Source organism: Fundicoccus sp. Sow4_F4, assembly GCF_052116145.1.
GTDB lineage: Bacteria > Bacillota > Bacilli > Lactobacillales > Aerococcaceae > Fundicoccus.
On record NZ_JBQKLQ010000001.1, the window covers coordinates 58044 to 82309 of the forward strand.

Below are 24266 nucleotides of genomic sequence, written 5' to 3' on the forward strand. Positions count from 1 at the left end.
TAATATGCGCTTTTTACATTATAATAATATAGAATCTTACACATTAAAAGGAGATAAACGCATGCCAGAAAAACACTATCCAGGCGAAACAGTTGGCATTATTGGTTCGTCAATTGCTTCGGCTTTGTTAGCTCAAGCTGCTGGTAAATTGGGTTATCGCGTTGCAAGCTTAGTTTTAACAGATAATAATCCAGTTCGTCAATTTGCAAGCTGGCAGACGGTGACTACGAGTTATAATGAACAAGCTTTGCGCCATTTCGCTAGTCGAGTTGATGTTGTAACAAGTGAGACGGGTCTACTCTCTAACCGTGATTTCCAGGTCCTTGCAGAATTAACAGATTTAACTTTATCCGATGATTTAATTGCAATCACAACTGACCGTCTAATTGAAAAAGCATACATCGATTCTGCTAAATGTTTAGTGACACCATTCTCGATGATTACTGACTTAGCAGATGTCAAGGAGGCTGTTGAATATATTGGTTTCCCGTGTGTGTTAAAATCTACACAGCGCCATTTACCTGAATCACATAATCATGTAGTGCTTTATAGTGAAGAAGACTATCCAAATGCAGAAGCTAAAATATTTAACGGGACTTGCATCCTTGAAGCATGGATTCCAACTGAAAAAAAAGCGACACTGACTGTCGTGCGTAATGAACGTGGTGAATTATTAATCTATCCTGTCTTCGAATTGATTCAACAAGGACACCAACTTGGAACACAGGTACGATTTCCAGCAATGATTGATGAGATGGTTGAACTAGAAATAAACCGTTTGGGTCAGTTATTAGCGGAATCATTAAGCTTAGTAGGGTCATTAACAATCGAATTTTTCATTACATCTGCCGGCGTCGTTTATATTAATGAAGCGAGTATCGGTTTGTCAGTGGAAGCTATTTTCACGATAGGTTCGATGACTATGTCACATTTTGAAGCATCTGCTCGTGCGTTACTTGGCTTACCATTACCAAATTTATCGCCATTGAGTGCAGCTGCGATATCGTTACCGATTAGTCAATTAAATATTGAAGCAGTTAAGACACAATATATGTTGCGTACAGATTGGGGCTTTGCTTTATTTAACCCGATGGGAAATCAAAGTGAAGATATTATAGGACAAGTCATCGTCACAGGCGATTCATTAGCTAACTGTGAAAGACAAATTGATTTGACAGAACTTTACAAGAAAAATTAAAGAAAAGCGGTATGCTTTTGCTGTTAGCAAAAGACATGCCGCTTTTTTATATATATATCGGAAGGTGGGCGTGGATTACGGAAGAAGCTTATTTTTTTCACAAAAATACATTTCTAACTCAAGTAATATATCTTAGCTTCTTTTAGTCCTAGAAGTGTTGAAAGTGTTCGTAAGTAAGGCAAAGTCTATGGTTCGCCCTTGGGGAATGTTTAATTTATGACTTTTTCATAAAATTTGTGACTAAACCTCAAGTTACGAATGATTTTTTGCTATAATAGGAATCGGTGTATTAATAGAGAGCGAAGATGCTGAATTAGCATCATTGAAAGCTTAGTCTGTATCGGCTTGAGCGTACAGAACGAATGAACGGAGGAATTTTTGGTGTCATTAATGACCAATATTCAACAATTGAATGAAAAACAAAGAGAAGCGGTCCTTACTACAGAAGGCCCTTTATTAATTTCTGCAGGAGCAGGAAGTGGAAAAACACGGGTGTTGACACATCGTATTGCGTACTTGATAGAACAAAACAATGTAAATCCCTGGAACATTCTAGCAATTACTTTTACAAATAAAGCGGCAACAGAGATGCGTGAGAGGGTACAAAATTTAGTCGGTCCTGAAGCGGACTCAATTTGGGTATCAACCTTTCACTCAATGTGTGCACGTATACTCAGACGTGAGGCAGAAGCAGCTGGTTATGAAAAAAACTTTACGATCATTGATCAAGGTGAACAACAAACGTTAATGAAACAAGTTTTAAAAGAGTTGAATTTAGACTCAAACCAGTTTAGTTATAAAGATATGCTTTCAGTAATTGATGATGCGAAAAATAATAGCAAATCACCCGCACAATTTGAGCAAGAAGCGGAAGGGTATATGGGTGAGATTCAAGCAAAGTGCTATACGTTTTATCAAAAGAAATTAAAAACTGCGAATGCGATGGACTTTAATGATCTGTTATTAGTAACTGTTAAATTATTGGAAGAAAACGAGGCTATTCGTTTATTCTATCAGCATAAATTCCAGTATATCCATGTGGATGAGTACCAAGATACAAATATGACACAATATCGATTAGTTCAGTTATTAGCTGGATTGTTAAAGAATATTTGTGTTGTAGGTGATGCAGATCAAAGTATCTATGGTTGGCGTGGCGCAAATATGGAGAATATCATGAACTTCGAGAAAGATTATCCTAATGCGACAACAATTCTATTAGAACAAAATTATCGTTCCACTCAGAATATCTTAAAAGCTGCCAACAGTGTCATTACGAATAACCAGAATCGATTAGATAAAGCACTTTGGTCAGATAATGAAGCGGGCGAAAAAATCCGTTTCTATCGTGCAGAAACGGATCAAGAAGAAGCACGTTATGTTGTTCAACAGATTTATCAAGCTAAACAAGATTTTAAATTAGCAAATACTGATTTTGCTATTCTTTATCGTACCCAAGCGCAATCACGTGGACTCGAAGATTCATTGCTGAAAGCGAATATACCGTATAAGATCGTTGGAGGATTAAAATTCTATTCTAGAAAAGAAATCCAAGATACAATGGCTTACTTACGTCTAATCGATAATCCTTCGGATAACATTAGTTTTAATCGAATCGTTAACGTACCTAAACGCGGGATTGGTCCAACTTCAGTAGAAAAATTGGCCGATTATGCGGCTAGTCTGAACATGAATTGGTTAGAAGCAATTGAGTATATCGCAAATTCAAATATTCCAAAAGGAACTCAAACGAAATTCCAACGCTTTGCAGATATGATTGCTCGATTACGACAACAAGCAGAGTTTTTGAATATTACTGAATTAGTTGAACAAGTGTGGGAACAATCAGAATATACTGAAACATTAGTTAAAGCTGGAGATTTAGAGTCACAGAACCGTTTAGAAAACTTGGAGGAGTTCGCCTCTGTAACGAAGCAATTTGATGAAAGTGACCATGAGTTAACACAAGAAAGTGATCCAGATTATGCAATGCAAGATGCTAGCAATCAAGAAGAAGAAGCAGAAATGTCCTTACTTACTATATTTCTGACTGAATTATCCCTTCTGACAGATACGTCTAATGAAGAAGAGGTTGATCAAATTACATTAATGACGATGCATGCGGCTAAGGGCTTAGAATTTCCTTATGTCTTCATAGTAGGTATGGAGGAAGGGCTGTTTCCTTTAAGACGAGCAATGGAAAGTGATGATGAATTAGAAGAAGAGCGTCGTCTTGCTTATGTGGGGATGACTCGTGCCGAACAAGTTCTTTATTTAACAGCAGCGCGTAACCGACTATTATATGGACGTTACCAGTCAAACTTACCCAGTCGTTTTATCGATGAAATTGATCGTGAATTAATAGATTATGTGGGGCAATCTTTCCAAAGCCGTGTAACGAGCCAAAAAGATTATCGTTCATCATCAACTACTGGTCGTAGTTCTGCGAACAAGGTCGTTTTATCATCAAATCGTCCCTCTCGTACATCTACACGTTCTACTAGACCAACTCGTACGTTAGGAAAAAACACTAGTGCAGGAACGACAGAAAATTGGGCAGTTGGCGATCAAGTAGACCACAAAGCATGGGGAGTAGGAACAGTGGTCAAAGTGAAGCAAAGTAAGAATGATACTGTTTTAAGCGTAGCTTTTAAAGCGCAAGGCATAAAAGAGTTGCTTCCAAGCTTAGCACCAATAAAAAAAGTTTAGGTTGAGCTTATGATAAAGTTAACTCACTGGTATTAAGCAGTGTATTTGAGTAAACTCTTGATGCGACTAGATACCAGAAGTGTTATACTATTAAAATGAAATGAGTGTCGCTATTCGACGTGAAAATTGAGGAGTAGTGAAGATGGAACAAGCAACAACACAAGAAGCCTTACGTAAACGTTTGGATGAATTAAGACAACTGCTTAATGAATATGCCTATCAGTATTACGTATTAGATAAACCGACAGTTGCTGACAGTGAATATGACCGTTTATACCATGAACTTGAAACAATTGAAGGAGATTATCCAGAATGGATTAACCCAGAATCTCCCACTCAAAGAGTTGGAGACCAGTTGTTAGATGGTTTTGAAAAAGTTCGACATGCTGAAGCAATGTATAGTTTAGGGAATGCTTTTAGTGAAGAAGAAGTCGATGCTTTTATCGACCGAGTATTTAAACAAGCTGAGTCTGATCAGATTCAATTTATGTGTGAATGTAAAATAGATGGATTAGCAGTGGCTTTAACTTATGAAGAGGGACGATTTATTCGCGGAGCGACTCGTGGAGATGGAATAGTCGGTGAAGACATTACGACTAATCTGAGAACTATAAAATCTTTGCCACTCCAGTTACGACAACCAATTACGGCTGAAATTCGTGGCGAAGTGTATATGCCGAAAAAGAGTTTTCTAGCCTTGAATGAGGAAAGAGATGCATTAGGCTTAGTACCATTTGCCAACCCTCGTAATGCAGCTGCAGGTGGTTTACGACAAATTGACCCCAAAGCTGTTGCTAAACGAAATTTAAATTTATTCTTATATAGCGGTGTTTATACAGAATCATTTAGTCCAGTTTCTCAAGCGAACTTATTCGAAGCATTAGAAGCAGCCGGATTGAGGACGAATAGTTTGCGCCGATTATGTTCCACTAAGGAAGAAGTTCGTGATTTTTTAAGAACAATCAGTGATCAACGTCATGATTTATCTTATGAAATTGATGGAATCGTTATTAAAGTGAATGATGTGAGTACACAACAAGCTTTGGGCTTTACGGTTAAAGCACCACGCTGGGCAATTGCTTATAAATTCCCAGCTCAAGTTGAAACAACAACAGTTCGAGAAGTGGAATGGACCGTTGGTCGTACAGGCGTTGTCACTCCAACGGCGATAATGGATCCTATTGCATTAGCTGGAACAACTGTTCAAAGAGCTAGTCTACACAATATAGACTTTATTCAAGCCTTAGACTTGCGTTTGAATGACCAGATAACGGTGCATAAAGCGGGAGACATTATTCCAGAAGTAACCAGTGTATTAGTCGATAAGCGGACCGAAGATTCGGTGCCATTGGATATCCCTAGTCATTGCCCGGAATGTAAGGCAGAGTTAATTAGAGCTGAAGGGGAAGTTGCTTTACGATGCGTTAATCCCATTTGTCCAGCACAAAAATTAGCTCAGTTAAGTCATTTCGTTTCGAGAAATGCGATGAATATTATGGGCTTAGGTGTAAAAGTAATTGAGCAATTATTAACTAAAGGCTTCATCAAAGATCCAGCGGACTTATATTATTTAACTGAAGAAGATTTCTTACAGTTAGCTAATACAAAAGAAAAATCTGCCAAAAAATATTACACTGCCATTCAAGGCTCTAAAACAAATTCACTTGAACGCTTAATATTTGGCTTAGGTATCCGACATGTTGGAGCAAAAGCAGCACAATTACTTGCTCAAAGCTTTGAAACAATGGCAAACTTACAACTTGCAAGTAATGAGCAGATTGAAAGAATTGATGGTATAGGTGAGATGATTAGCCAATCAGTTGTTAGTTACTTTGGTCAAACTGAAAGTCTAGAGTTGATCAAACGTTTAATAGAAGCTGATGTTAATATGACTTATCAAGGCATAACATTAGCAGAACAAGCTGACACGGATAGTTACTGGGCTGGTAAAACTGTTGTTTTAACAGGAAGCATGGAAACTTATGGTCGTAGTGAAGCGAAAGTGATGCTCGAAACTTTAGGAGCCAAAGTGACTGGCAGTGTCTCTAAAAAAACAGACATTTTAGTCGCAGGAGAAGCAGCAGGTAGTAAGCTAAATAAGGCGCAAGATTTGGGAATTACCGTAATGAATGAGGAAGAATTTTTGCGTTCAATAGAAAAGAGTGAGAAAAGCGAATGAAAAGAAAACTAAGCAAAGTAGTCGGACTAATGTCCTTTGCGTTCTTGCTATCGGGTTGTTTAAATAATTTAGATGGTAAAGACCAAGAGGTAGAATTAGGGCCGGACGAAGTAGTTGTTCAAACAACAGCAAACCAATTGTCTAACGAATATTATCGTTCTGTTATTTTAGACAATCGTTACCAACTTAGTGCTTCAGCAAGTGCAGACAATAGCTTAAGTTCAGCTGGAAATATCTTTGCCTTTGAGGAAGGCCTATTGCGAATCAGTCAAGATATTTTTCCGACAGATCAATATTATATGCAAGAAGGTCAACTGATTGACGGCGATACGTTAACGAGTTGGGTTTCACGAGAATCTGAAGGTAATCCAGAAGGTTTAAATCCAGCATTACCAGTTAGTGGGACGCAAGAAGAAGCCATTGAAGAAACTGAATCAGTGGATCCATCAGACGATCCCGAAGCAATGGATGAAACTGGAGAAGAAACGGCTGAATCAAACCAAGTAATTGTGGACCTTGATTCAACTCCGATTTACTTGTCTCAAATCATGGAAAAGAACATCATGGTCGAAACCGATGAAGGATATGCTTTAGGTGGTATTGTTATTGGCTTGGCTATGAACAGTGTTTACCAGTATACTGATGCTGAGGGTGTCGTTTACGAACAAGAAATTTCATTAGGTGAAATGCGTGAGCGCGGTAAAGCCTATGCAAACATCATTGTCGGACGATTAAGAAATACAGAACAATTGCGTTCAGTGCCGATTGTCGTTGGTATTTTCCGTCAGGCACCTGACAATGAAAATGCGGGTGGTAACTATGTATTAGATGGTATCTCACGTGAAGGTAACTACGTTACGGATTGGACAGAACGCAATGAGTACCGTGTGTCATTACCAATTATTGATAATTCAGATGTAAGTGATCAATATATATTCTTTGATTCATTTAGAAATGATATCATTAGCTTTTTCCCACACTTAAATGGCATAAGTGGTGAAGCTCTTTATATCGAGAATGGTTTAGCTTCACTTGATATTGAAATTGTGACTCAGTTCTACCAGTTAACTGAGATTACTGCCTTAACTCAGCATGTGACAGACGTCGCTCAAAGTCGCTTGCCAGAGGGAATTGGCTTAGAAATTAAAATTGTTTCATCGGCCGGTACCGAAGCATTTGTTGGTCGACAACCAGGTGAGAATCAAATAAAATCTCACATTTTCCGTCAATAAAATATGATATAAACGACATAAAAGTAAAAAGAGTGTGTCAAGAAAAGGAAGGTATAAATGAAGATTACTCGTTTAGACGTTGAGCACGTTGCAAAACTTGCAAAATTACAATTTAATAGTGAAGAATTTGATGAATTCTCAAAAGATTTCCAAGACATCGTCAACATGGTAGAAACTTTAAGTGAAGTGGATACAGCCAATGTGAAACCTACTCACCATGGAAATGATATTGTCAACGCATTCCGTGAAGATGTGGCGATTGATAGTCAACATCAAGCGGCATTATTGGCAAACGCGCCAAGTTCAGAAGGTGGCTTTATTCAAGTGCCAGTCATTATAGAAAGTGAGGAAGCATAGGATGTCTAAATTCCCAACAACGATTACAGAATTAAAAGCTGGTTTAAAAGCTGGTGAGTTTACTGCTGTTGAGTTACTAGAGCATACTTACCAACAGATTGAATCATTAGAAAGTAAAGTGGAAGCATTTTTAGAAATCGAATCTCAAAAGGCTGTCGCTTTAGAAGCTGCTAAAGCGGCCGATGCAAGAGGATACGGCGATGACGCTCCATTATTGAACGGTATCCCAATTGCAGTTAAAGATAACATTGTGACTCAAAACTTACGTACAACGGCTGCTAGCAAGATGTTAGAGAATTTCGTACCAACTTATGATGCAACAACGGTAACTAAATTAAAAGATGCTGGTGCGGTCATCGTAGGTAAAGTCAATTTGGATGAATTTGCAATGGGCGGAAGTAATGAGAACTCTGCATTTAAAGTGACACGTAACCCTTGGAATTTAAATAAAGTTCCTGGTGGATCATCAGGTGCATCAGGTGCATCTGTAGCTGCACGTCAAGTTCCAGCATCATTAGGAACAGATACTGGAGGGAGTATCCGTCAACCAGCAGCCTTTAACGGCGTTGTAGGAATGAAACCAACTTATGGTTCCGTTTCTCGTTATGGTTTAATTGCTTTTGGTTCAAGTTTAGATTCAATTGGACCTATGACTTTAACTGTTGAAGATAATGCCTTAATTTTAGAAGTGATTTCAGGTCATGATGAAAAAGACTCAACAAGTCTTCCTTCAATCGATCAAAACTACTCTGCTAAAATTGGCAAGTCTTTAAAAGGGATGAAAATCGCCTTCCCTAAAGAATTCAAGTCAAAAGAAATCAATGCAGAAATCCGTCAAGCAATGGAAGAAGCAGCAGAATTTTACCGTAGTGAAGGCGCTATTGTTGAAGAAGTTTCTCTACCTCATTCTAAATATGGTGTAGATGTTTACTATATTATTGCATCAGCAGAAGCAGCTTCCAACTTACAAAGATTTGACGGGATCCGTTACGGTCACCGTTCAGAAGCAGCACATACTTTAGAAGACGTTTATGTTAAATCACGTTCTGAAGGTTTCGGAGTTGAAGTGAAGCGTCGTATTATGTTAGGAACATATAGTTTAAGTTCAGGTGCTTATGATGCCTTCTTCGATAAAGCAGCTCGCGTTCGTACATTGATCCGTCATGACTTTAATAAAGTTTTTGCTGAATATGATGTGATTATGGGACCTGTTACAACAAGTACGGCATTTGATATCGGTGGACGTGTGAATAATCCACTTGAAATGTACGTGGCTGATTTATTAACGATTCCAGTTAACTTGATAGGCTCACCAGCTATTTCAATTCCAGCTGGCTTTGATTCAGCTAACTTACCGATTGGTTTACAATTAATTGGTAAGCCACTTGACGAAGCAACACTTTATCAAGTTGCCCATGCATACGAAGTGAAACATAATTTCGTATCGCAAGCACCAGAATTATAGGAGGTAGTACATTGAATTTTGAAACTGTTATTGGATTAGAAGTTCACGTTGAACTTAAAACTGAATCTAAAATGTTTAGTCCTGCACCTGCTCACTTTGGTGCAGAGCCTAATAGCAACACGAATGAAATTGACTGGGGTTACCCAGGAGTATTACCGAAAGTTAACCGCCAAGCGATTGACTTTGGTATCCGTGCATCACTTGCATTAAACTGTGAAGTTGCCCGTGAAATGAAATTCGATCGTAAAAACTATTTTTATCCTGATAACCCGAAAGCTTACCAAATTTCTCAAATGGATCAACCAGTGGGCTCAAACGGTTATATTGATATCGAGGTAGAAGGTAAGACTCGTCGTATTCGTATTGAACGTGTTCACTTGGAAGAAGATGCTGGGAAAAACACTCACGGAACAGATGGTTTCTCTTATGTTGACTTAAACAGACAAGGAACACCTTTAATTGAAATCGTAACTGAAGCAGACGTTCGTTCGCCTCAAGAAGCTTATGCGTTTTTAGAAGCATTACGTGAGAAAATCATGTATACAGAAGTCTCTGATGTGAAGATGGAAGAAGGTTCATTACGTTGTGATGGTAACATTTCTTTACGTCCATACGGACAAGAAGAATTTGGAACAAAGACTGAAATTAAAAACTTGAACAGCTTTAACTTTGTTCGTAAAGGTCTTGAGTATGAAGAAAAACGTCAAGCAGAAGTATTACGATCTGGTGGAGTCGTTACTCAAGAAACTCGTCGTTACGATGAAGTAACTGGGCAAACAGTTTTAATGCGTTCGAAAGAAGGAGCGGCAGATTACCGTTACTTCCCAGAACCTGATTTACCACGTATCACAATTAGTGAAGAGTGGATTGAATCTGCACGTGCTTCAATTCCAGAAATGCCTGACCTACGTCGAAAACGTTACATTGAAGAATATGAGTTGCCAGAATATGATGCGATGGTCTTAACATTAAACAAAGACATGTCAGATTTCTTTAATGAAACGATTGAAGCTGGAGCAGATCCTAAGCAAGTATCAAACTGGTTAATGGGTGAGGTTTCTGCTCACTTAAACAGTGAACAAACAACATTAGCTGAAACTACCTTAACACCGCAAAACTTAGCTCAGATGATTAACTTAATTGCTGACGGCACAATCTCATCTAAAATCGCGAAGAAATTATTCAAAGTTCTAGTAACAGAAGGTGGCGACGCGAACGAAATCGTTCAATCACGTGGCATGGCACAATTAAGTGACCCAGCTGTTTTACAGCCAATGATTGACGAGATTATCGCTAAAAACGAACAATCAGTCATCGACTTTAAAAACGGTAAAAACCGTGCAGTTGGTTTCTTAGTAGGACAAATCATGAAAGCATCACGAGGAAGTGCAAATCCACAAGTACTTAACCAGTTATTAATGGAAACATTAAACAAGCTGTAAGCTAAAAAAAGCCTTTATAAGTTCGCCTGTTTATCCTTTGTGTATTAATGGAGAGATGGGCGAACTTTTTTTTAGAGTATAAGGGACGATAGGTTTACGCGGCTAACTAATTGGAAGGCCGTCTGAAATTAGAGGGGAATCGCTTCAAACATTCGATTTCTTAGCCAATTATGTTAACACTCATTCCGGTAAAATCAATTTAACGCATAAAGCCAATAAACTCTAAGGGAGCATAGCTTAAAGTTATTCCAATCGTTTATATAATACTAGTCAACGCCCCATTATTCAGCTAAGATAGGATTACAGGAAGGTGTGAGGCGCTTGAATTATCTCTTTGATCAATATGTATTTGACACATTTAAACTTGACTCAGTGGATGGTCGCATGGATGCCATACGTTCGCGCATTCAACCTCTATTCCATCATTATGCTCAGCAAGTAACTGACCAATTAGCTGACCATCACTTGCCAAATCTACCGATTCATGTCGCCAAACACCTTCGCCGAAAGGTTCATCCAGCTAAGAATACTTGGGTAGCAATAGGCGGGGACAAGCGAGGCTATAAAAAGTATCCACATTTTCAACTTGGAATTAATCCAGACTATGTTTTTATTGTGCTTGCAATAATTGAAAATCCTATCAATGAAAAAAATATCGCGAGGGCCTTTAGACAAAACCTTTCCCAGTTTGAGCGATTGCCGAATGACTTGATTATTATCCCTGACCACACGCAATTACCTTATATCCAGCAATCAGAAGCAGATTTTAACAAGCTCTTTGACCGCTTGGAGAATATCAAGAAAGCGGAGTTTATGCTTGGAAGACTCGCTAAAGTGGGCGAGTCTGTACTTGAAAATCAAGCAAGTACCAGCCAATGGATTCAAGAAACGATTTCAGATGTTTTACCTTTTTTTGAATTAGCCATTAATTCACCACGGGCCAAATAAGGCCAAATAGCTTACAATGAAATCTCAAGACTAAGTTTTAATCCTAATAGAAAAATAAAAACACGATCACACTGTCATCTCGAAGCAAGCGGGGCTTGTCGGCGATATAAGGATCGTGTTTTTTATTTGCATATGTGACCTAGTCACTGGTTAGTTTATTTACATGATTAGCAAGGATACCTTCAGCTTTGCTTGGCGTTTCTCTATCATTATCCCCTTCATTTAATACAGATAGAATCCGTTCGGCAGTAGGGCCAGGAATGCCTAATTTACGAAATTCTTCTAAATCAGCTGTTTTGATTCGAGCAATTGATTTAAAATGTTTCAATAATTTGTTACGCGTTTTCGGACCGACGCCTTCAATCTCATCTAATTTAGAGCCAAATTGAGTTTTACTTCGTACTTGGCGGTGGTAGCTAATCGCATAGCGGTGAACTTCATCTTGAACTCTTTGAATAAAATGAAAGGCTTGGCTACGATGGTCTATTTCAAGTACTGCTTCTGAGTAACCATCCATTAAGGCTGCCGTCTTATGCTTATCGTCTTTTACCATACCGGCTACTGGAATCGCAATCCCTAACTCATTCTCCAAAACATCGCGAGCGGCTCTTATTTGTATTTTGCCCCCATCCATTAGAATTAAATCGGGCAGCGTTTTTTGCTCACGTAACAAACGTGTGTAGCGGCGACGAATGACTTCTTGCGTGTGCGCAAACTCATTGGCACCTTCCACACTTTTAATTTTGAATTTACGATAACTTTTACGATCAGGTTTCCCATCTCGATAAACGACCATCCCTGAAACAGAGTGGGTTCCGGAAATGTTTGAGTGGTCAAAGGATTCGATATAGTCTGCTTGAGGAATTTGGAGAATTTCAGCAAGCTCAGCCACAGCCCCAATTGTTTTTTGTTCACTCATTGCGATCAGACGGAATTTTTCATCAAGTGACAACTTACTGTTCTTCTCGCATAGTTCTAATATACTTCGTTTTTTACCACGCAAGGGCGTTGAAACGCTGATTTCTAAGACCTCTTCTAAAAGTTTGGAATCCACATCACTTGGAGTTAATATGGCACGTGGTTTTATGTGTGGTTGTTCTTTGTAAAAGCGGGCAATGAAAGTAGTGACTTCTTCTTCGGGTTCACCATGTGAAGGAAAAATGGCGGCCTCACGTTTCAAGATACTTCCTTGTCTTAACATAAACACTTGAACAGAAATCCAACCTTTATCGAAGGTATAACCAAAGACATCCATATTGTCATAGTCTTGACTCATAACAACTTGCCGTTCAATGGTTGTTTCAATATAGTCTATTTGATCACGATAATCAGCAGCCTGTTCGAAATCAAGTTTTTCAGCAGCTGTAGCCATCTTGGCCTTTAAGTCTTGTTTAATTTCCGCCACATCACCATTTAAAAAACGTTTGATGTGAGCAATCTGCTCATTATAGGTATCACGGCTGACACTATGATCACAAGAGCCGATACATTGACCTAAATGATAGTAAAAGCAGGCACGCGTCTCATTCTTGTTACAACGACGTAGCGGGTAAACCTTATGTAATAATTGTTGAGTATTGGTAGCAGCATAAACGTTGGGAAAAGGGCCGAAATATTGCCCACCGTCTTTGACCACATGATTCGTAATCACTAGTTGAGGATTTCGTTCATTTGTAATTTTTAAGTAAGGGTACATGGTCCCTTCTTTTAATCGGATATTATAGATTGGTTTATATTCTTGGATTAAGTTAATTTCAAGAATCAAAGCTTCTTTATTACTATTAGTGACGATGGTTTCAAAATGATGAATTTCTGAGACCAGTTTCGTTGTCTTAGCATCATGAGCCCCGCGAAAATAGGAACGTACACGGTTCTTTAAATTCTTGGCTTTGCCTACATAGATAATGAGGTCATCGGCGTTTTTCATCAAATAACAACCAGGCAAGTCGGGTAGTAGTTTGAGTTTTTTTTCAATATTCGCTTGGATTTCAGCTTTTTCAGCTAGGGCAGCTTGTCTTTGTTGTTGAAGAATATCTTTTTTAGAAAATTCACTCATCAATGGACCTCCTTTTAATTTGTTTTGAATCATTAAATGACTTGAATTATGGGTGATTAATTGGATTAATTTTTTGAATAACGTTTTTGTTTAGGGTAATGTAGATGACCTTTTGCATCAGTATGGTCTAAATTTATTTTTTGCTTAAGTAAGTATTTTTCAATAATAAACTGTTTACGATGATTGTAATGACCGTAAATCGAAAGCAAATCGCCAACCTGTACCTCAAGCATAAAGGTCAAAGCGTGTCTGGCGAGAATCGCAACCATTTCACTTTCATCATCTAGGCGAAGTTTAATGAGTACCATTGTTGGGTTGTCTGCTTGAATAATTTTCTGTTGTATTATGTGTCCTTGAAAACGTTCGTGCGTCGTCTCCATGGTCATCCCCCTCTTAATATAATCACTTACTTCTATTATACATTATTTGTCAAATCACGCTTTCGAAAGTGCTTAATGACGTCACCTTATGCTATACTAAAGTGTGTGAACATCCTATTATAATTTACTGCAACCGTCATTAGACACCTTGTTTGTATCGATTAAGGACTTAGTCTTAGGATGTTTAGGTAAGAGTATAGAATTTAAGAAAAGGTTGTGTAATAAATGAAATTCAGCGAATTTGACTATCAAAGACCTAATTTAGAAGAAGTAAAGAATGGATTTCTTCTAAATATTGAGGCACTTAAAGAAGCCACTACTGCAAAAGCAGCACTTGAAGCTGTCAAGGCTATCCAAACAATTCAAAAAAGTTTAGAAACTCAAGGCAACATCGCTTCGATTCGAAATTCAATCGATACACGTGATGCTTTTTATGAAGAAGAAATGGCTTTCTGGGATGAAAATACGCCGGTTATCGAAGACTGGCAAAACGATTATTATAAAGCTGTACTTGCTTCAGATTTTAAAGTTCAACTGAGTGAACACCTTTCTGAACCTTTCATTAAAATGGCAGAAAACAGTTTAAAAGTATTTGATGCTAAAATTATTCCTTTATTACAAACTGAAAATAAATTATCGACAGAATATAGTAAATTACTTGCTTCAGCTCAAATCGATTACAAAGGCGAAGTTTACAACTTGGCTGGCTTAGCTGCTTTCCAACAATCAACTGATCGCGAAGAAAGAAAAACAGTGACGACTTTAATATCTAACTACATGAGTGAAAATCTTGAAACCTTAGATCGCATTTATGATGATTTAGTGAAGACACGTCATCAAATCGCTTTAGATCTAGGCTTTAAAGATTTCGTTGAAGTAGGTTACTTACGCATGAACCGTTTAGATTACGATCGCAAAGATGTTGAAGTATACCGTGAAGAAGTACTGAATTATGTAGTGCCTTTAGCGAATGATATTTTCAAACGTCAAGCGAATCGAATTGGCATCTCAGATATGAAACATTATGACTTGCCTTTAGAGTATGAAGACGGTAATGCAACACCAATTGGTACACCAGAAGAAATTTTACAAGCGGGTGTGAAGATGTATCATGAATTATCAACAGAAACCGGTGAGTTTATTGATTTCATGGTCGAAAAAAATCTGTTAGACTTGGTGACAAAACCAGGGAAATCTGGTGGGGGCTATTGTACGTATATCCCAGACTACAAAGCACCTTATATTTTCTCAAACTTTAATGGAACTTCTGGCGACGTTGATGTCTTAACACACGAAGCCGGGCATGCTTTCCAAGTTTACCAATCACGTTGGGTTGAAACACCAGAAGTGATCTGGCCAACTTACGAAAGCTGTGAAATCCACTCAATGAGTATGGAATTTATCGCATGGCCATGGATGGAATTATTCTTTGGTGATCAAACACCTAAATACAAATACAGCCACTTAGCAAGTAGCGTAACATTTTTACCATACGGGGTATTAGTGGACCATTTCCAGCATGAAGTTTATGAAAATCCAAATATGACACCTGTTGAACGTCGTCAAACTTGGCGCGAATTAGAGAAGCAATATAATCCTTGGAAAGATTACGACGGGGATGACTATTTTGAAAATGGTGGATTTTGGCTACGTCAAGGCCATATCTTTGGCTCACCTTTCTACTATATTGACTATACTTTGGCGCAAGTGTGTGCCTTCCAATTCTGGAAGAGAACGCAAGTTGATCATGATGACACCGCTTGGCAAGATTACTTAGAAATTTGTCAATTGGGGGGAACTCAGTCATTCTTAGAGATTGTTGAGACTGCCCACTTGAAATCTCCTTTTGAAAAAGGGAACTTAGAAGCAGTGATTGCTTCAATTCGTGATTACTTGGATAGCGTATCAGACGCCGATTTACAAACTAAATAAGCCAGCTAACACTCACTATCAGAAAATGCAGCACATTCATTGATGTCTCTTTCTGATAGTGAACTGGTTTATATCTGAATAGGATTACTTAGACTATGAGACTAGTTATTCCAAAAGTTAACGAGCCTTGTGGTTCGAAAATGGATTGACTAAACGAGACACTATAAGGATGACTGATCGAACTCAGCTATTTATTTAAGAGGGGGTAATAGTATGTTAAATTTAGGAACCATCGGAACATCTTGGATTACGGAGCAACTAATTGACGGCGCCCGTTTAACTCAGCAGTTCCATATTAAAGGCATTTACTCACGGGATGCAGCGAAAGGGAAGCAATTCGCTTCGAAAGTTAAAGCGGATTATTATACTGATTCAATTTATAATTTACTTTATGATCCAGAAATTGATGTCGTTTATATTGCGAGTCCAAATAGTATGCATTTCGAACAAGCAGTCCAAGCTATTAAAGCCGGCAAACATATTATTGTTGAAAAGCCAATGTTTGCTTCTGTTAGTCAGTGGCATGAGGCTCATAAATTGGCTCAAGAGCATGGTGTGCTAGTATTTGAAGCTGCTTTGCATTATCAAAACCGTAACTATAAACGCTTTAGACAATTAGTGATGAATAAACGTAATGAAATGGAGCAACCATTTTTAGGGGCAAATTTCAATATTGGTCAATATTCTTCCCGTTATATGGCTTTCCTAGATGCGGTTGAACATGATCAAACTGTTCCGAATATATTTAATCCGACTTTTGCCGGTGGCTCAATTATGGACATGGGGGTTTATCCTCTATATGTGGCGATGGATCTGTTTGGTTTACCCGAGAGCGTTCGCTACCATACAATTACTGGCGAGAATCATGTGGATTTATTTGGCACGATTATTCTAAGCTATGATAATCATTTAGTTTCAATTTTTGTCTCGAAGGGTGTTCACTCTGTGATGCCTAGTGAGATCTACTTAGACGATGAGACGGTTGTTATTAAAGATATTACACGTATGAATGATATCCAACTTGTAAGCCGTGCTGGTGATGAAGTGCAGATTATCGATTACCAACCAGCCAATCCAATGTACGATGAAATGTTAAACTTTGCTGAAGTCATTAATAAAAAAGACGACATGCATCAGAAAATAAAATATGAGAGCTGGAAACAACTGAGTTTACAAGTGGCACAAGTCATGGAAATGCTCAGAAAATCAGCCAATCTGATTTAATACCTCTGTGACATTTGATGAGGTTTATAAACAGAAAGAAAGGAATTTTCAAGTGATTAAAGAGACACTTGCTTTGCCACTGCAAAAATTGTGGCAGGATAAAAACTTTGAATCCGCCACGGTGATTCAAGAGAAAACATTTGACCCATTAGTAAAAGGAGAGTCATTTGTTGCGATATCACCGACTGGGACTGGTAAAACATTGGCATACTTATTGCCAATCCTTACTAAACTAGAGGCGAATAAAGAGTTACAAGCACTAGTTATTGCTCCGTCTCAAGAATTAGCGAAACAAATTGGAACGGTAGCTCAGGAGTGGGCGAACCCCTTAGGAATTAACGCTCAGATTATTCTAGGTGGCGCAAACTTTAAACGTCAACAAGAGGCACTCAAAGACAAACCAGAAATTATTATTGCTACGCCAGGCCGATTACTAGAAATTTCTTCTAAATCTAGTAAACTTAAATTACACAAAGTTAATACGGTTGTATTTGATGAGGCAGACTATATTTGGCACGAAGATAACCGAAAAGCAGCTTTAGAATTACAAGCAAAATTGATGAGAGATACGAATTATGTTTGGTTTAGTGCGACTTTAAGTGATGACATTCGTCAGATGATTGAAGCGAGTGAACAAACGATTCATTTAATTCAAACCGATACTAGTAATCAATCCCTAGATATCGATCATCATTATTTAATTACCAATAACCGACAAAAACTAGCTCAACTGAAGCGTTTAGCGCAAGTGGATGGGATGCACGCTTTAGTTTTCTTTGAACAAGTGAATGAGCTTGAATCAGTAGCGAGTCGATTATTGCACGATGGCATTAAAGTTGGTTTACTGCATGGTAAATTAAATAAAATGGAACGTCAAAAAGCACTAGAAGATTTTGCTCAAAGAAAATCAACGTTCTTATTAACGACAGATGTTGCAAGCCGAGGAATTGATATTGCAAACGTACCGTTTGTGATTCACTTTAACCGTGTCTATGATGAGAATTCATATTTTCACCGTTCTGGCCGTACAGGTCGGATGGGGGAATATGGTCAAGTGATTTCTTTAGTAAACGAGCAAGAATTACGTGACTTGGAAGAATTATTATCAGATAAGGAAGTTGAGTTAACTGAACGTTTTGTCTTTGCAGCACAGTTTGTAGATGCGGCGCAAAGAAATAAACTCGCGCTTGATGATCTCGAAATGAGCGATGACGACGAAGACGATAAAGACCATGAAGAACATTCGACAAAGGAAGTCGTTCGTGATAAAAAAAATACTCAAGCGACAAAAGCAGCGTACCATACGAAAGCTGCACCACAAGTTAAACAAGCGACAAGAAAGAAAAACCGCAAACGCGATACTAAAAACAAAGGGAAGCGTCGTAACCCTAAATAAGTCTGTAGATTTAATGTATGAATTTACACAGTCTTTACAATAATTACGCAGTAAATCAATGTTAGCTCGCTAAACTTATCCTATCACACCTAAACATCACCAGAATTGTAACAGGTAGAAATGAAGTGTCTTTTGATAAAGGAGTGTCATTATGCGTATTATGATCGTAACCGAAACGTTTGTCCCAGCAACTGACGGCATTTGTACTCGACTTGCAAACATGATTATTGAGTTGAAAAAATTAGGGCATGAGTTGATGATTGTGTCCCCAGACCTTGGATTAAGCGATTTTCATGGCGTACCGGTAGTCGGGATGGAGACCATTACTTTCCCCTTATACGGCTCTCGACCTTGGGGCTTGCCTTCAAGGAAGATCAAAAAAATTATGCTAGCGTTTAATCCCGATGTGGTGCATGCAGTCAATCCATTTTTAATGGTGACGTCAGCCGTCTATTACGCAAAAAAATTAAATATCCCTTTGTTGACGTCCTATCATACTCATATGCCAGATTACCTGGATCATTACCATATGCCTCTTTTAAAACCGATGCTATGGGAATATATAGGACATTGGCACAAAATGGCAGATATTAATATAACTGTTTCTCAGACGTTAAAAGAAGAATTAATGGAACAAGCGATTCCAACCTTAGGCGTCTTACCACGTGGCATTGATTTGGAGGCACGTCATCCAGACTACTTTGATCAAGACTTATATGACCACTTAACCTTTAATCAAGAAAAGCAACATTTATTGGTGTATGTTGGAAGACTTGCACAAGAAAAAGAGTTAGATCAATTGCGTCCAATCTTTAATCACCGAGAAGATATTTGTCTTGCCATTGTAGGTGATGGACCCGAAAGAAATCATTTGGAAGAAGTATTTGCAGGGACCAAAACAACCTTTCTAGGCTTTCTTCATGGTGATGACTTGTCCAGAGCATTTGCGACAGCCGATGGCTTTATTTTTCCGTCAGTTTCAGAAACCTTTGGTTTAGCTATTTCAGAAGCTATGGCATCTGGCTTGCCAGTGTTTGCCGCTAAAAATGGCCCGACTTTGGAACAAGTTGTCCCGAATGAAACGGGGTTTATCTTTGAACCGAATAATGAAGCGAGTTTAATGGAGGCTTTGAAGCAACTGGATCAGCCATTATTAATGAAGCAAGTCAGTTTACGAGCACGTCATGAAGCCCAGAAGTATTCATGGCCAGCTGCGACTCGCAGTTTAGTCGACTTTTATCAGGAAACGATCGCTAGTTGTCAATCTGAACAGTCACTTCAAAGGAAAAGCGCCTATTACTGAGTCCTTCTTTTGGATAGAATAGTCCTCCTCAGCCTAGTTGGCATGTGGAGGATTTCGTCTCTAGGCAGATAGGTTCTTAAACAGCTATATTTGTAGTAAACTAAAGTCTAAAGTCAATAGACTCATAAAGTAGGTTGAACGATGAAAAAAATAAAATGGCAAAATGATTATAATTTTAAAGAATACCCCAAAAAATGGACAGGCTTATCGTCCATTCACTTTACGATGTATCGTTCTTTTGTGAACCGGCTTAAGCCTGGTATGTGTGGAACGTATGTGAGTGCTGCTTTAATACATTATACGATTAAAGCAGAGCGTGACTATGAATTAGATATGCAGCAACTGTTGGCTGGACTAAGACCGAAAATTGAAGACCGACAAACCTATCGAGGAACATTTGCATGGGATTTAAAAGATGGACTCAATGAATTACTAGCTGATGATGGTAGTTATGAAGCCCGCTATCATTTAGTGAGTAATCCAATCGTCGTACGTGAATTGTCCAAAAGCAATCCCTTGCCAGTGATTGTGGGGACCACACGCTTATTCGGTAGTAAATATGGTAACCATTGGTTGCTAGTGTATGCGTTTGGTTACAATGATAAAGGGCAATTGTTTTACCGAGCGTATGATAATCATGGTCGAACGATGGCCGTTATACCAGCTAGCCAAACAATGGCTTGTGTCTGGTTAGAAAAAAAGAAGTAAGAAGAAAGTAGGAGACTGAATGAAGAAATTTGATTTAGTAACAATTGGTGGCGGTAGTGGTGGGATTGCTGCAGCTAACCGTGCAGCCGAATATGGTGCCAAGGTGGCAGTTATCGAAGAAGATCACCTAGGTGGAACATGTGTCAATCGAGGATGTGTCCCTAAAAAAATTTCCTGGTACGCTTCCAGAGTGAATGCCGCGATTCAACATTATGGACCAGGGTATGGCTTTAAAACTGAAAAGACAAGCTTTGATTATGCGGAATTTCTAAAAGCGCGTGATGGTTATGTAGAACGTTCGCGAAGCGGCTATACTAGTCGTTTTGAAAAGAATCATATCGAGCTCTTTGAAGGCCATGCTCGTTTAGTAAGTGATCACGAAATTGAAGTCAATGGTGAAATTATTTATGCAGAACATATAATACTTGCGACAGGCGGCCGTCCTAAAATGCCGGATGTTAAGGGGATTGAATTGACGGATGACTCAGATGCTTTCTTTAATTGGACAACTTTACCAGAATCAGTGGCCGTCGTTGGAGCAGGTTATATTGCTGTTGAATTAGCAGGGGTTCTAGATGGCTTAGGTGTGGACACTCATTTAGTGGTTCGTCACAACCGTCCTTTACGTAAATTTGATTCGATGTTAGCAGATGCTTTGATGGAAGCGATGGAACAAAACGGACCAACGCTTATGAAACATACAAATTTTGATGAGTATCGTGAAGAAGATGGAAAAATATCCTGTTATCAAAATGGTGAAAAATTATTAGTCGTTGAGCGCGTCATCATGGCGGTCGGTCGTCAGGCAAATACTGAAAATATTGGTTTAGAAACGGTGGATGTCGCAACAGACGAAGATGGCTTTATTCTAGTGAACGATCGTCATCAAACGAATACACCAAACATTTATGCGATTGGTGATGTGATTGGTAAAATTGATTTAACTCCAGTTGCTATTCGTGCGGGGCGTCAAATTTCAGAGTTTTTATTTAACAATGCTAAAACCTCCGAGATAGACTACACGAATGTTCCAACCGTTGTTTTTAGTCATCCTGCGATTGGTACAATCGGTTACTCGGAAGAAGAAGCAATAGAAAAATTTGGAGAAGACGATATTAAAATTTACCGCAATAAATTCTTCTCAATGTATGCCTCTGCTTCTTGGCATAGAGAACCTTGTTATTTTAAATTGATTTGCCAAGGACCTGAAGAAACCGTCATTGGTTTACATGGGATTGGTGAAGGCGTCGACGAAATGATTCAAGGCTTCGGTGTCGCAATGAAAATGCGTGCGACAAAAGAACAATTTGATTCAGTGGTCGCGATTCATCCGACTGGTTCTGAGGAATTTGTGACAATGCGATAAGTAATATCTGACTTCTCAAGGTATATTGTTAGTCATTTAGGCAAAGTTTAGATATAATATACTTAACAGGACAGGAACTAGTGTCTTGAAATAAAAATATTTTTTGAGAGGTGAAGAAAATGGGTTGGTTATGGTCACTAATTGTTGGTGGTGTTATCGGCTGGTTAGCAGGTATGGTTATGGGAAGAGATATCCCAGGCGGAGTTATTGGTAATATTATTGCTGGTTTCTTAGGCTCTTGGATTGGGAATATGATTTTTCCTACCATGGGACCGGTAGTTGCTGATTTTGCTATTATTCCATCACTTCTAGGAGCGGTTATTTTAATTTTTGTTGTATCATTTGTCTTAAAACAAAGATCTTAACAGCTAAATAATGTTAGTTTTTACTGCCTACCTAATCCAGCGGATTGGGTAGGTTTTTTATATAGCTTATAGTCCTATTGGGTCAAAGGTTAGGATTTATTTGCGAAAACTGGTCCCTTTCTTTCATCTTGGGCTGAAGTTCGATATAATTATATAGGTGTATTTAGGAAGGGGATTGTTTAGATGTCCAATATTAAAGAAGACAAGAGCTTAAAGTCTTTTACAACGAATTATTATGTGAATGAAGCGTATTTTCTGGATAAGTTAGGCAAACAAATTGATGTGACACGTTTGTTGTCAATTGCTTTAGAAACAGCCGGGCAACATGACCAACTAATCAGCACCTTTTTGGATGAACCTTTGTTGAAGGACAATGAATCATGGGTGATTACACAATCTAGTGTGGATATTCAACGTTGGCCAGTATTGAATGAACGCTTGAATGTAACGACTCGAGTGATTGAGGTGAATCGCTTTTTCGTTAAACGTCATTTCGAAATGCGAGTGGCCAATGAGGTATTATTGACCGTTGTCAGTCAGTATGCCATCATCAATCTTGAGACGCGTAAAATGGCCCGTGTGTCTGTCGATAGTTTAGAAAATGTTGATGCGGTTGATGGAAGTATCGATTATGCATTTGAACAATTGAGAGTGCCACAAGGGGATTCATCTGTTAGTCAACAGGATCGCGAAATTGTCGCGAGAGATATTGATTATAACCAACATGTGAACAATGAAGTGTATATTCGTTGGGCATATGAGATGTTACCTGAAAGTTACTTTACTCAATTCAAAGTGAAGAAGATTGAAGTTAAATATGGGAGTGAACTTCGTTATGATGAGGCGGCAGAGGTAGTTGCTTATTTACCAGATGCGTCTATAATTAAGGAAGGATTAGGCGGGGGCAGTGTGTTTCAGACCTACCAAACAATTAAAAACAAAATTAAACAAAAGGATGCGTGTTATATACGCATAACTTGGCAAGATTAATGAATTTTTTAAGGAGAATGAGGAGTAAATATATGATTACATTAAAATCCGCTAGAGAAATCGAAACGATGCATGAATCTGGTAAGTTGTTAGCAAGCATTCATATTCAATTGCGTGACTTTATTAAACCAGGGATTACAACATTAGCGATTGATAAATTTGTTCAAGATAAAATTGAATCAGCTGGTGCAGTTGCAGCGCAAATCGGTTATAACGGTTATGAATTTGCGACATGTATAAGTGTGAATGATGAAATTTGTCATGGCTTCCCTTCAGAACGCGTCTTAAAATCTGGCGACTTAGTTAAGGTTGATTTCTGTATCGACTTAAATGGTGGTTTATCAGATAGCTGCTGGTCTTATGCTGTTGGCGAATTATCAGCTGAGCATCAACAATTAATGGAAGATACTCATGAAGCGATGATGCGTGGAATCGAACAAGCGGTGATTGGTAACCGTATTGGTGACATTGGTCATGCGATTCAAACGTTTGCTGAGGCTAAAGGTTATGGCGTTGTCCGTGATTTTATTGGTCATGGCTTAGGCCCAACCATCCATGAAGAGCCCGCAGTTCCGCATTATGGAAAAGCAGGTAAAGGTTTGCGCTTGAAGGAAGGGATGACAATTACTATTGAGCCAATGATTACAACCGGAACTTGGCAAATGAATATGGACAGCAATGCTTGGACAGCCAGAACACGTGATGGTAGTTTCTGTGCACAATATGAACATACTTTAGCGATTACTAAAGATGGCCCACTCTTGTTAACAAACCAAGCTGATTTAGCATAGGAAAACATTCTTTTTCCAATAGGCACCAAAAGACGACTCACTAGCTGATGATTTTTCAGTGCTTGTGTTGAATTGGGAGGCTTCCAAAAGAAGAGGAATGTATAGAGGAGAGGGCTTGAGTTGCTAAAGTAAACGAGAGATACATTTACACTCAAAGCATCATGAAGGGTGTCGTTGGCACATTACGTGACGATGCTAAGAGAGCCTCTACGTTAAAAATAGTTT

Annotated in this window: 19 protein-coding genes; 17 read left to right on the forward strand and 2 right to left on the reverse strand. The window is 38.5% G+C overall.

All coding sequences use genetic code 11. From position 1 onward, the window contains the following. Nucleotides 1–61: 61 nt before the first annotated feature. From ACTQ5J_RS00300 to ACTQ5J_RS00335, 8 genes are all read left to right on the forward strand, one after another. Complete coding sequence (locus tag ACTQ5J_RS00300; protein WP_441749965.1) at nt 62–1198, forward strand: ATP-grasp domain-containing protein; 1137 nt, start codon at nt 62–64, stop codon at nt 1196–1198. Between the two features lie 390 nt (nt 1199–1588). Further along, the gene (gene pcrA / locus ACTQ5J_RS00305) at nt 1589–3907 is read left to right on the forward strand and encodes a DNA helicase PcrA (RefSeq protein ID WP_441750748.1); all 2319 of its coding nucleotides are present in this window, start codon (nt 1589–1591) and stop codon (nt 3905–3907) included. Between the two features lie 142 nt (nt 3908–4049). Continuing rightward, nucleotides 4050–6086, forward strand: coding sequence for an NAD-dependent DNA ligase LigA (gene ligA / locus ACTQ5J_RS00310; protein WP_441749966.1), 2037 nt, complete (start codon nt 4050–4052; stop codon nt 6084–6086). Next, a complete protein-coding gene (locus ACTQ5J_RS00315) occupies nt 6083–7318 on the forward strand; it encodes a CamS family sex pheromone protein (protein WP_441749967.1) in 1236 nt (411 codons plus the stop codon). The genes ligA and ACTQ5J_RS00315 overlap by 4 nt, the downstream gene beginning before the upstream one ends. 57 nt (nt 7319–7375) lie before the next feature. After that, entirely contained in the window at nt 7376–7675 is a 300-nt protein-coding gene (gatC, locus tag ACTQ5J_RS00320) for an Asp-tRNA(Asn)/Glu-tRNA(Gln) amidotransferase subunit GatC (RefSeq protein WP_441749968.1), read from the forward strand. A 1-nt stretch (nt 7676) separates the two neighbouring features. Then, nucleotides 7677–9140 carry an Asp-tRNA(Asn)/Glu-tRNA(Gln) amidotransferase subunit GatA gene (gatA, locus tag ACTQ5J_RS00325; RefSeq protein ID WP_441749969.1) on the forward strand — a complete coding sequence of 488 codons (1464 nt, stop codon included), beginning with the start codon at nt 7677–7679 and terminating at the stop codon, nt 9138–9140. 11 nt (nt 9141–9151) lie between these two features. Beyond that, the gene (gene gatB, locus ACTQ5J_RS00330) at nt 9152–10582 is read left to right on the forward strand and encodes an Asp-tRNA(Asn)/Glu-tRNA(Gln) amidotransferase subunit GatB (protein WP_441749970.1); all 1431 of its coding nucleotides are present in this window, start codon (nt 9152–9154) and stop codon (nt 10580–10582) included. A gap of 321 nt (nt 10583–10903) precedes the next feature. Continuing rightward, nucleotides 10904–11530: a DUF1054 family protein gene (locus ACTQ5J_RS00335; RefSeq protein ID WP_441749971.1), complete on the forward strand. Its 627-nt coding sequence runs from the start codon at nt 10904–10906 to the stop codon at nt 11528–11530. A gap of 139 nt (nt 11531–11669) precedes the next feature. Here the strand turns inward: ACTQ5J_RS00335 and uvrC are convergent, their stop codons facing one another. After that, complete coding sequence (uvrC, locus tag ACTQ5J_RS00340) at nt 11670–13586, reverse strand: excinuclease ABC subunit UvrC (RefSeq protein ID WP_441749972.1); 1917 nt, start codon at nt 13584–13586, stop codon at nt 11670–11672. A 65-nt stretch (nt 13587–13651) separates the two neighbouring features. After that, the gene (locus ACTQ5J_RS00345; RefSeq protein WP_441749974.1) at nt 13652–13966 is read right to left on the reverse strand and encodes a hypothetical protein; all 315 of its coding nucleotides are present in this window, start codon (nt 13964–13966) and stop codon (nt 13652–13654) included. A gap of 225 nt (nt 13967–14191) precedes the next feature. On the opposite strand from ACTQ5J_RS00345, the gene ACTQ5J_RS00350 reads away from it, so the two are divergent. The 9 genes from ACTQ5J_RS00350 (at nt 14192) to map (ending at nt 24041) form a co-directional block, all read left to right on the forward strand. Continuing rightward, nucleotides 14192–15898, forward strand: a complete 1707-nt coding sequence (locus tag ACTQ5J_RS00350) for a M3 family oligoendopeptidase (protein ID WP_441749975.1) — start codon at nt 14192–14194, stop codon at nt 15896–15898. 213 nt (nt 15899–16111) lie between these two features. Beyond that, a complete protein-coding gene (locus ACTQ5J_RS00355) occupies nt 16112–17122 on the forward strand; it encodes a Gfo/Idh/MocA family protein (protein ID WP_441749976.1) in 1011 nt (336 codons plus the stop codon). A 52-nt stretch (nt 17123–17174) separates the two neighbouring features. Then, nucleotides 17175–18518, forward strand: coding sequence for a DEAD/DEAH box helicase (locus ACTQ5J_RS00360; protein ID WP_441749977.1), 1344 nt, complete (start codon nt 17175–17177; stop codon nt 18516–18518). A 151-nt stretch (nt 18519–18669) separates the two neighbouring features. Continuing rightward, nucleotides 18670–19821, forward strand: coding sequence for a glycosyltransferase family 4 protein (locus tag ACTQ5J_RS00365; protein ID WP_441749978.1), 1152 nt, complete (start codon nt 18670–18672; stop codon nt 19819–19821). A 141-nt stretch (nt 19822–19962) separates the two neighbouring features. Then, a complete protein-coding gene (locus tag ACTQ5J_RS00370) occupies nt 19963–20529 on the forward strand; it encodes a dihydrolipoamide dehydrogenase (protein WP_441749979.1) in 567 nt (188 codons plus the stop codon). Nucleotides 20530–20548: 19 nt separating this feature from the next. Further along, a complete protein-coding gene (gene gorA, locus ACTQ5J_RS00375; RefSeq protein ID WP_441749980.1) occupies nt 20549–21895 on the forward strand; it encodes a glutathione-disulfide reductase in 1347 nt (448 codons plus the stop codon). Between the two features lie 119 nt (nt 21896–22014). Next, nucleotides 22015–22260, forward strand: a complete 246-nt coding sequence (locus ACTQ5J_RS00380; RefSeq protein WP_441749981.1) for a GlsB/YeaQ/YmgE family stress response membrane protein — start codon at nt 22015–22017, stop codon at nt 22258–22260. Nucleotides 22261–22443: 183 nt separating this feature from the next. Further along, nucleotides 22444–23250 (forward strand): acyl-[acyl-carrier-protein] thioesterase, encoded by an 807-nt coding sequence (locus ACTQ5J_RS00385; protein WP_441749982.1) that lies wholly within the window; start codon nt 22444–22446, stop codon nt 23248–23250. A 32-nt stretch (nt 23251–23282) separates the two neighbouring features. Next, on the forward strand, nt 23283–24041 hold the full coding sequence (gene map / locus ACTQ5J_RS00390) for a type I methionyl aminopeptidase (protein WP_441749983.1): 759 nt from the start codon (nt 23283–23285) through the stop codon (nt 24039–24041). The last annotated feature ends 225 nt before the right edge of the window (nt 24042–24266 follow it).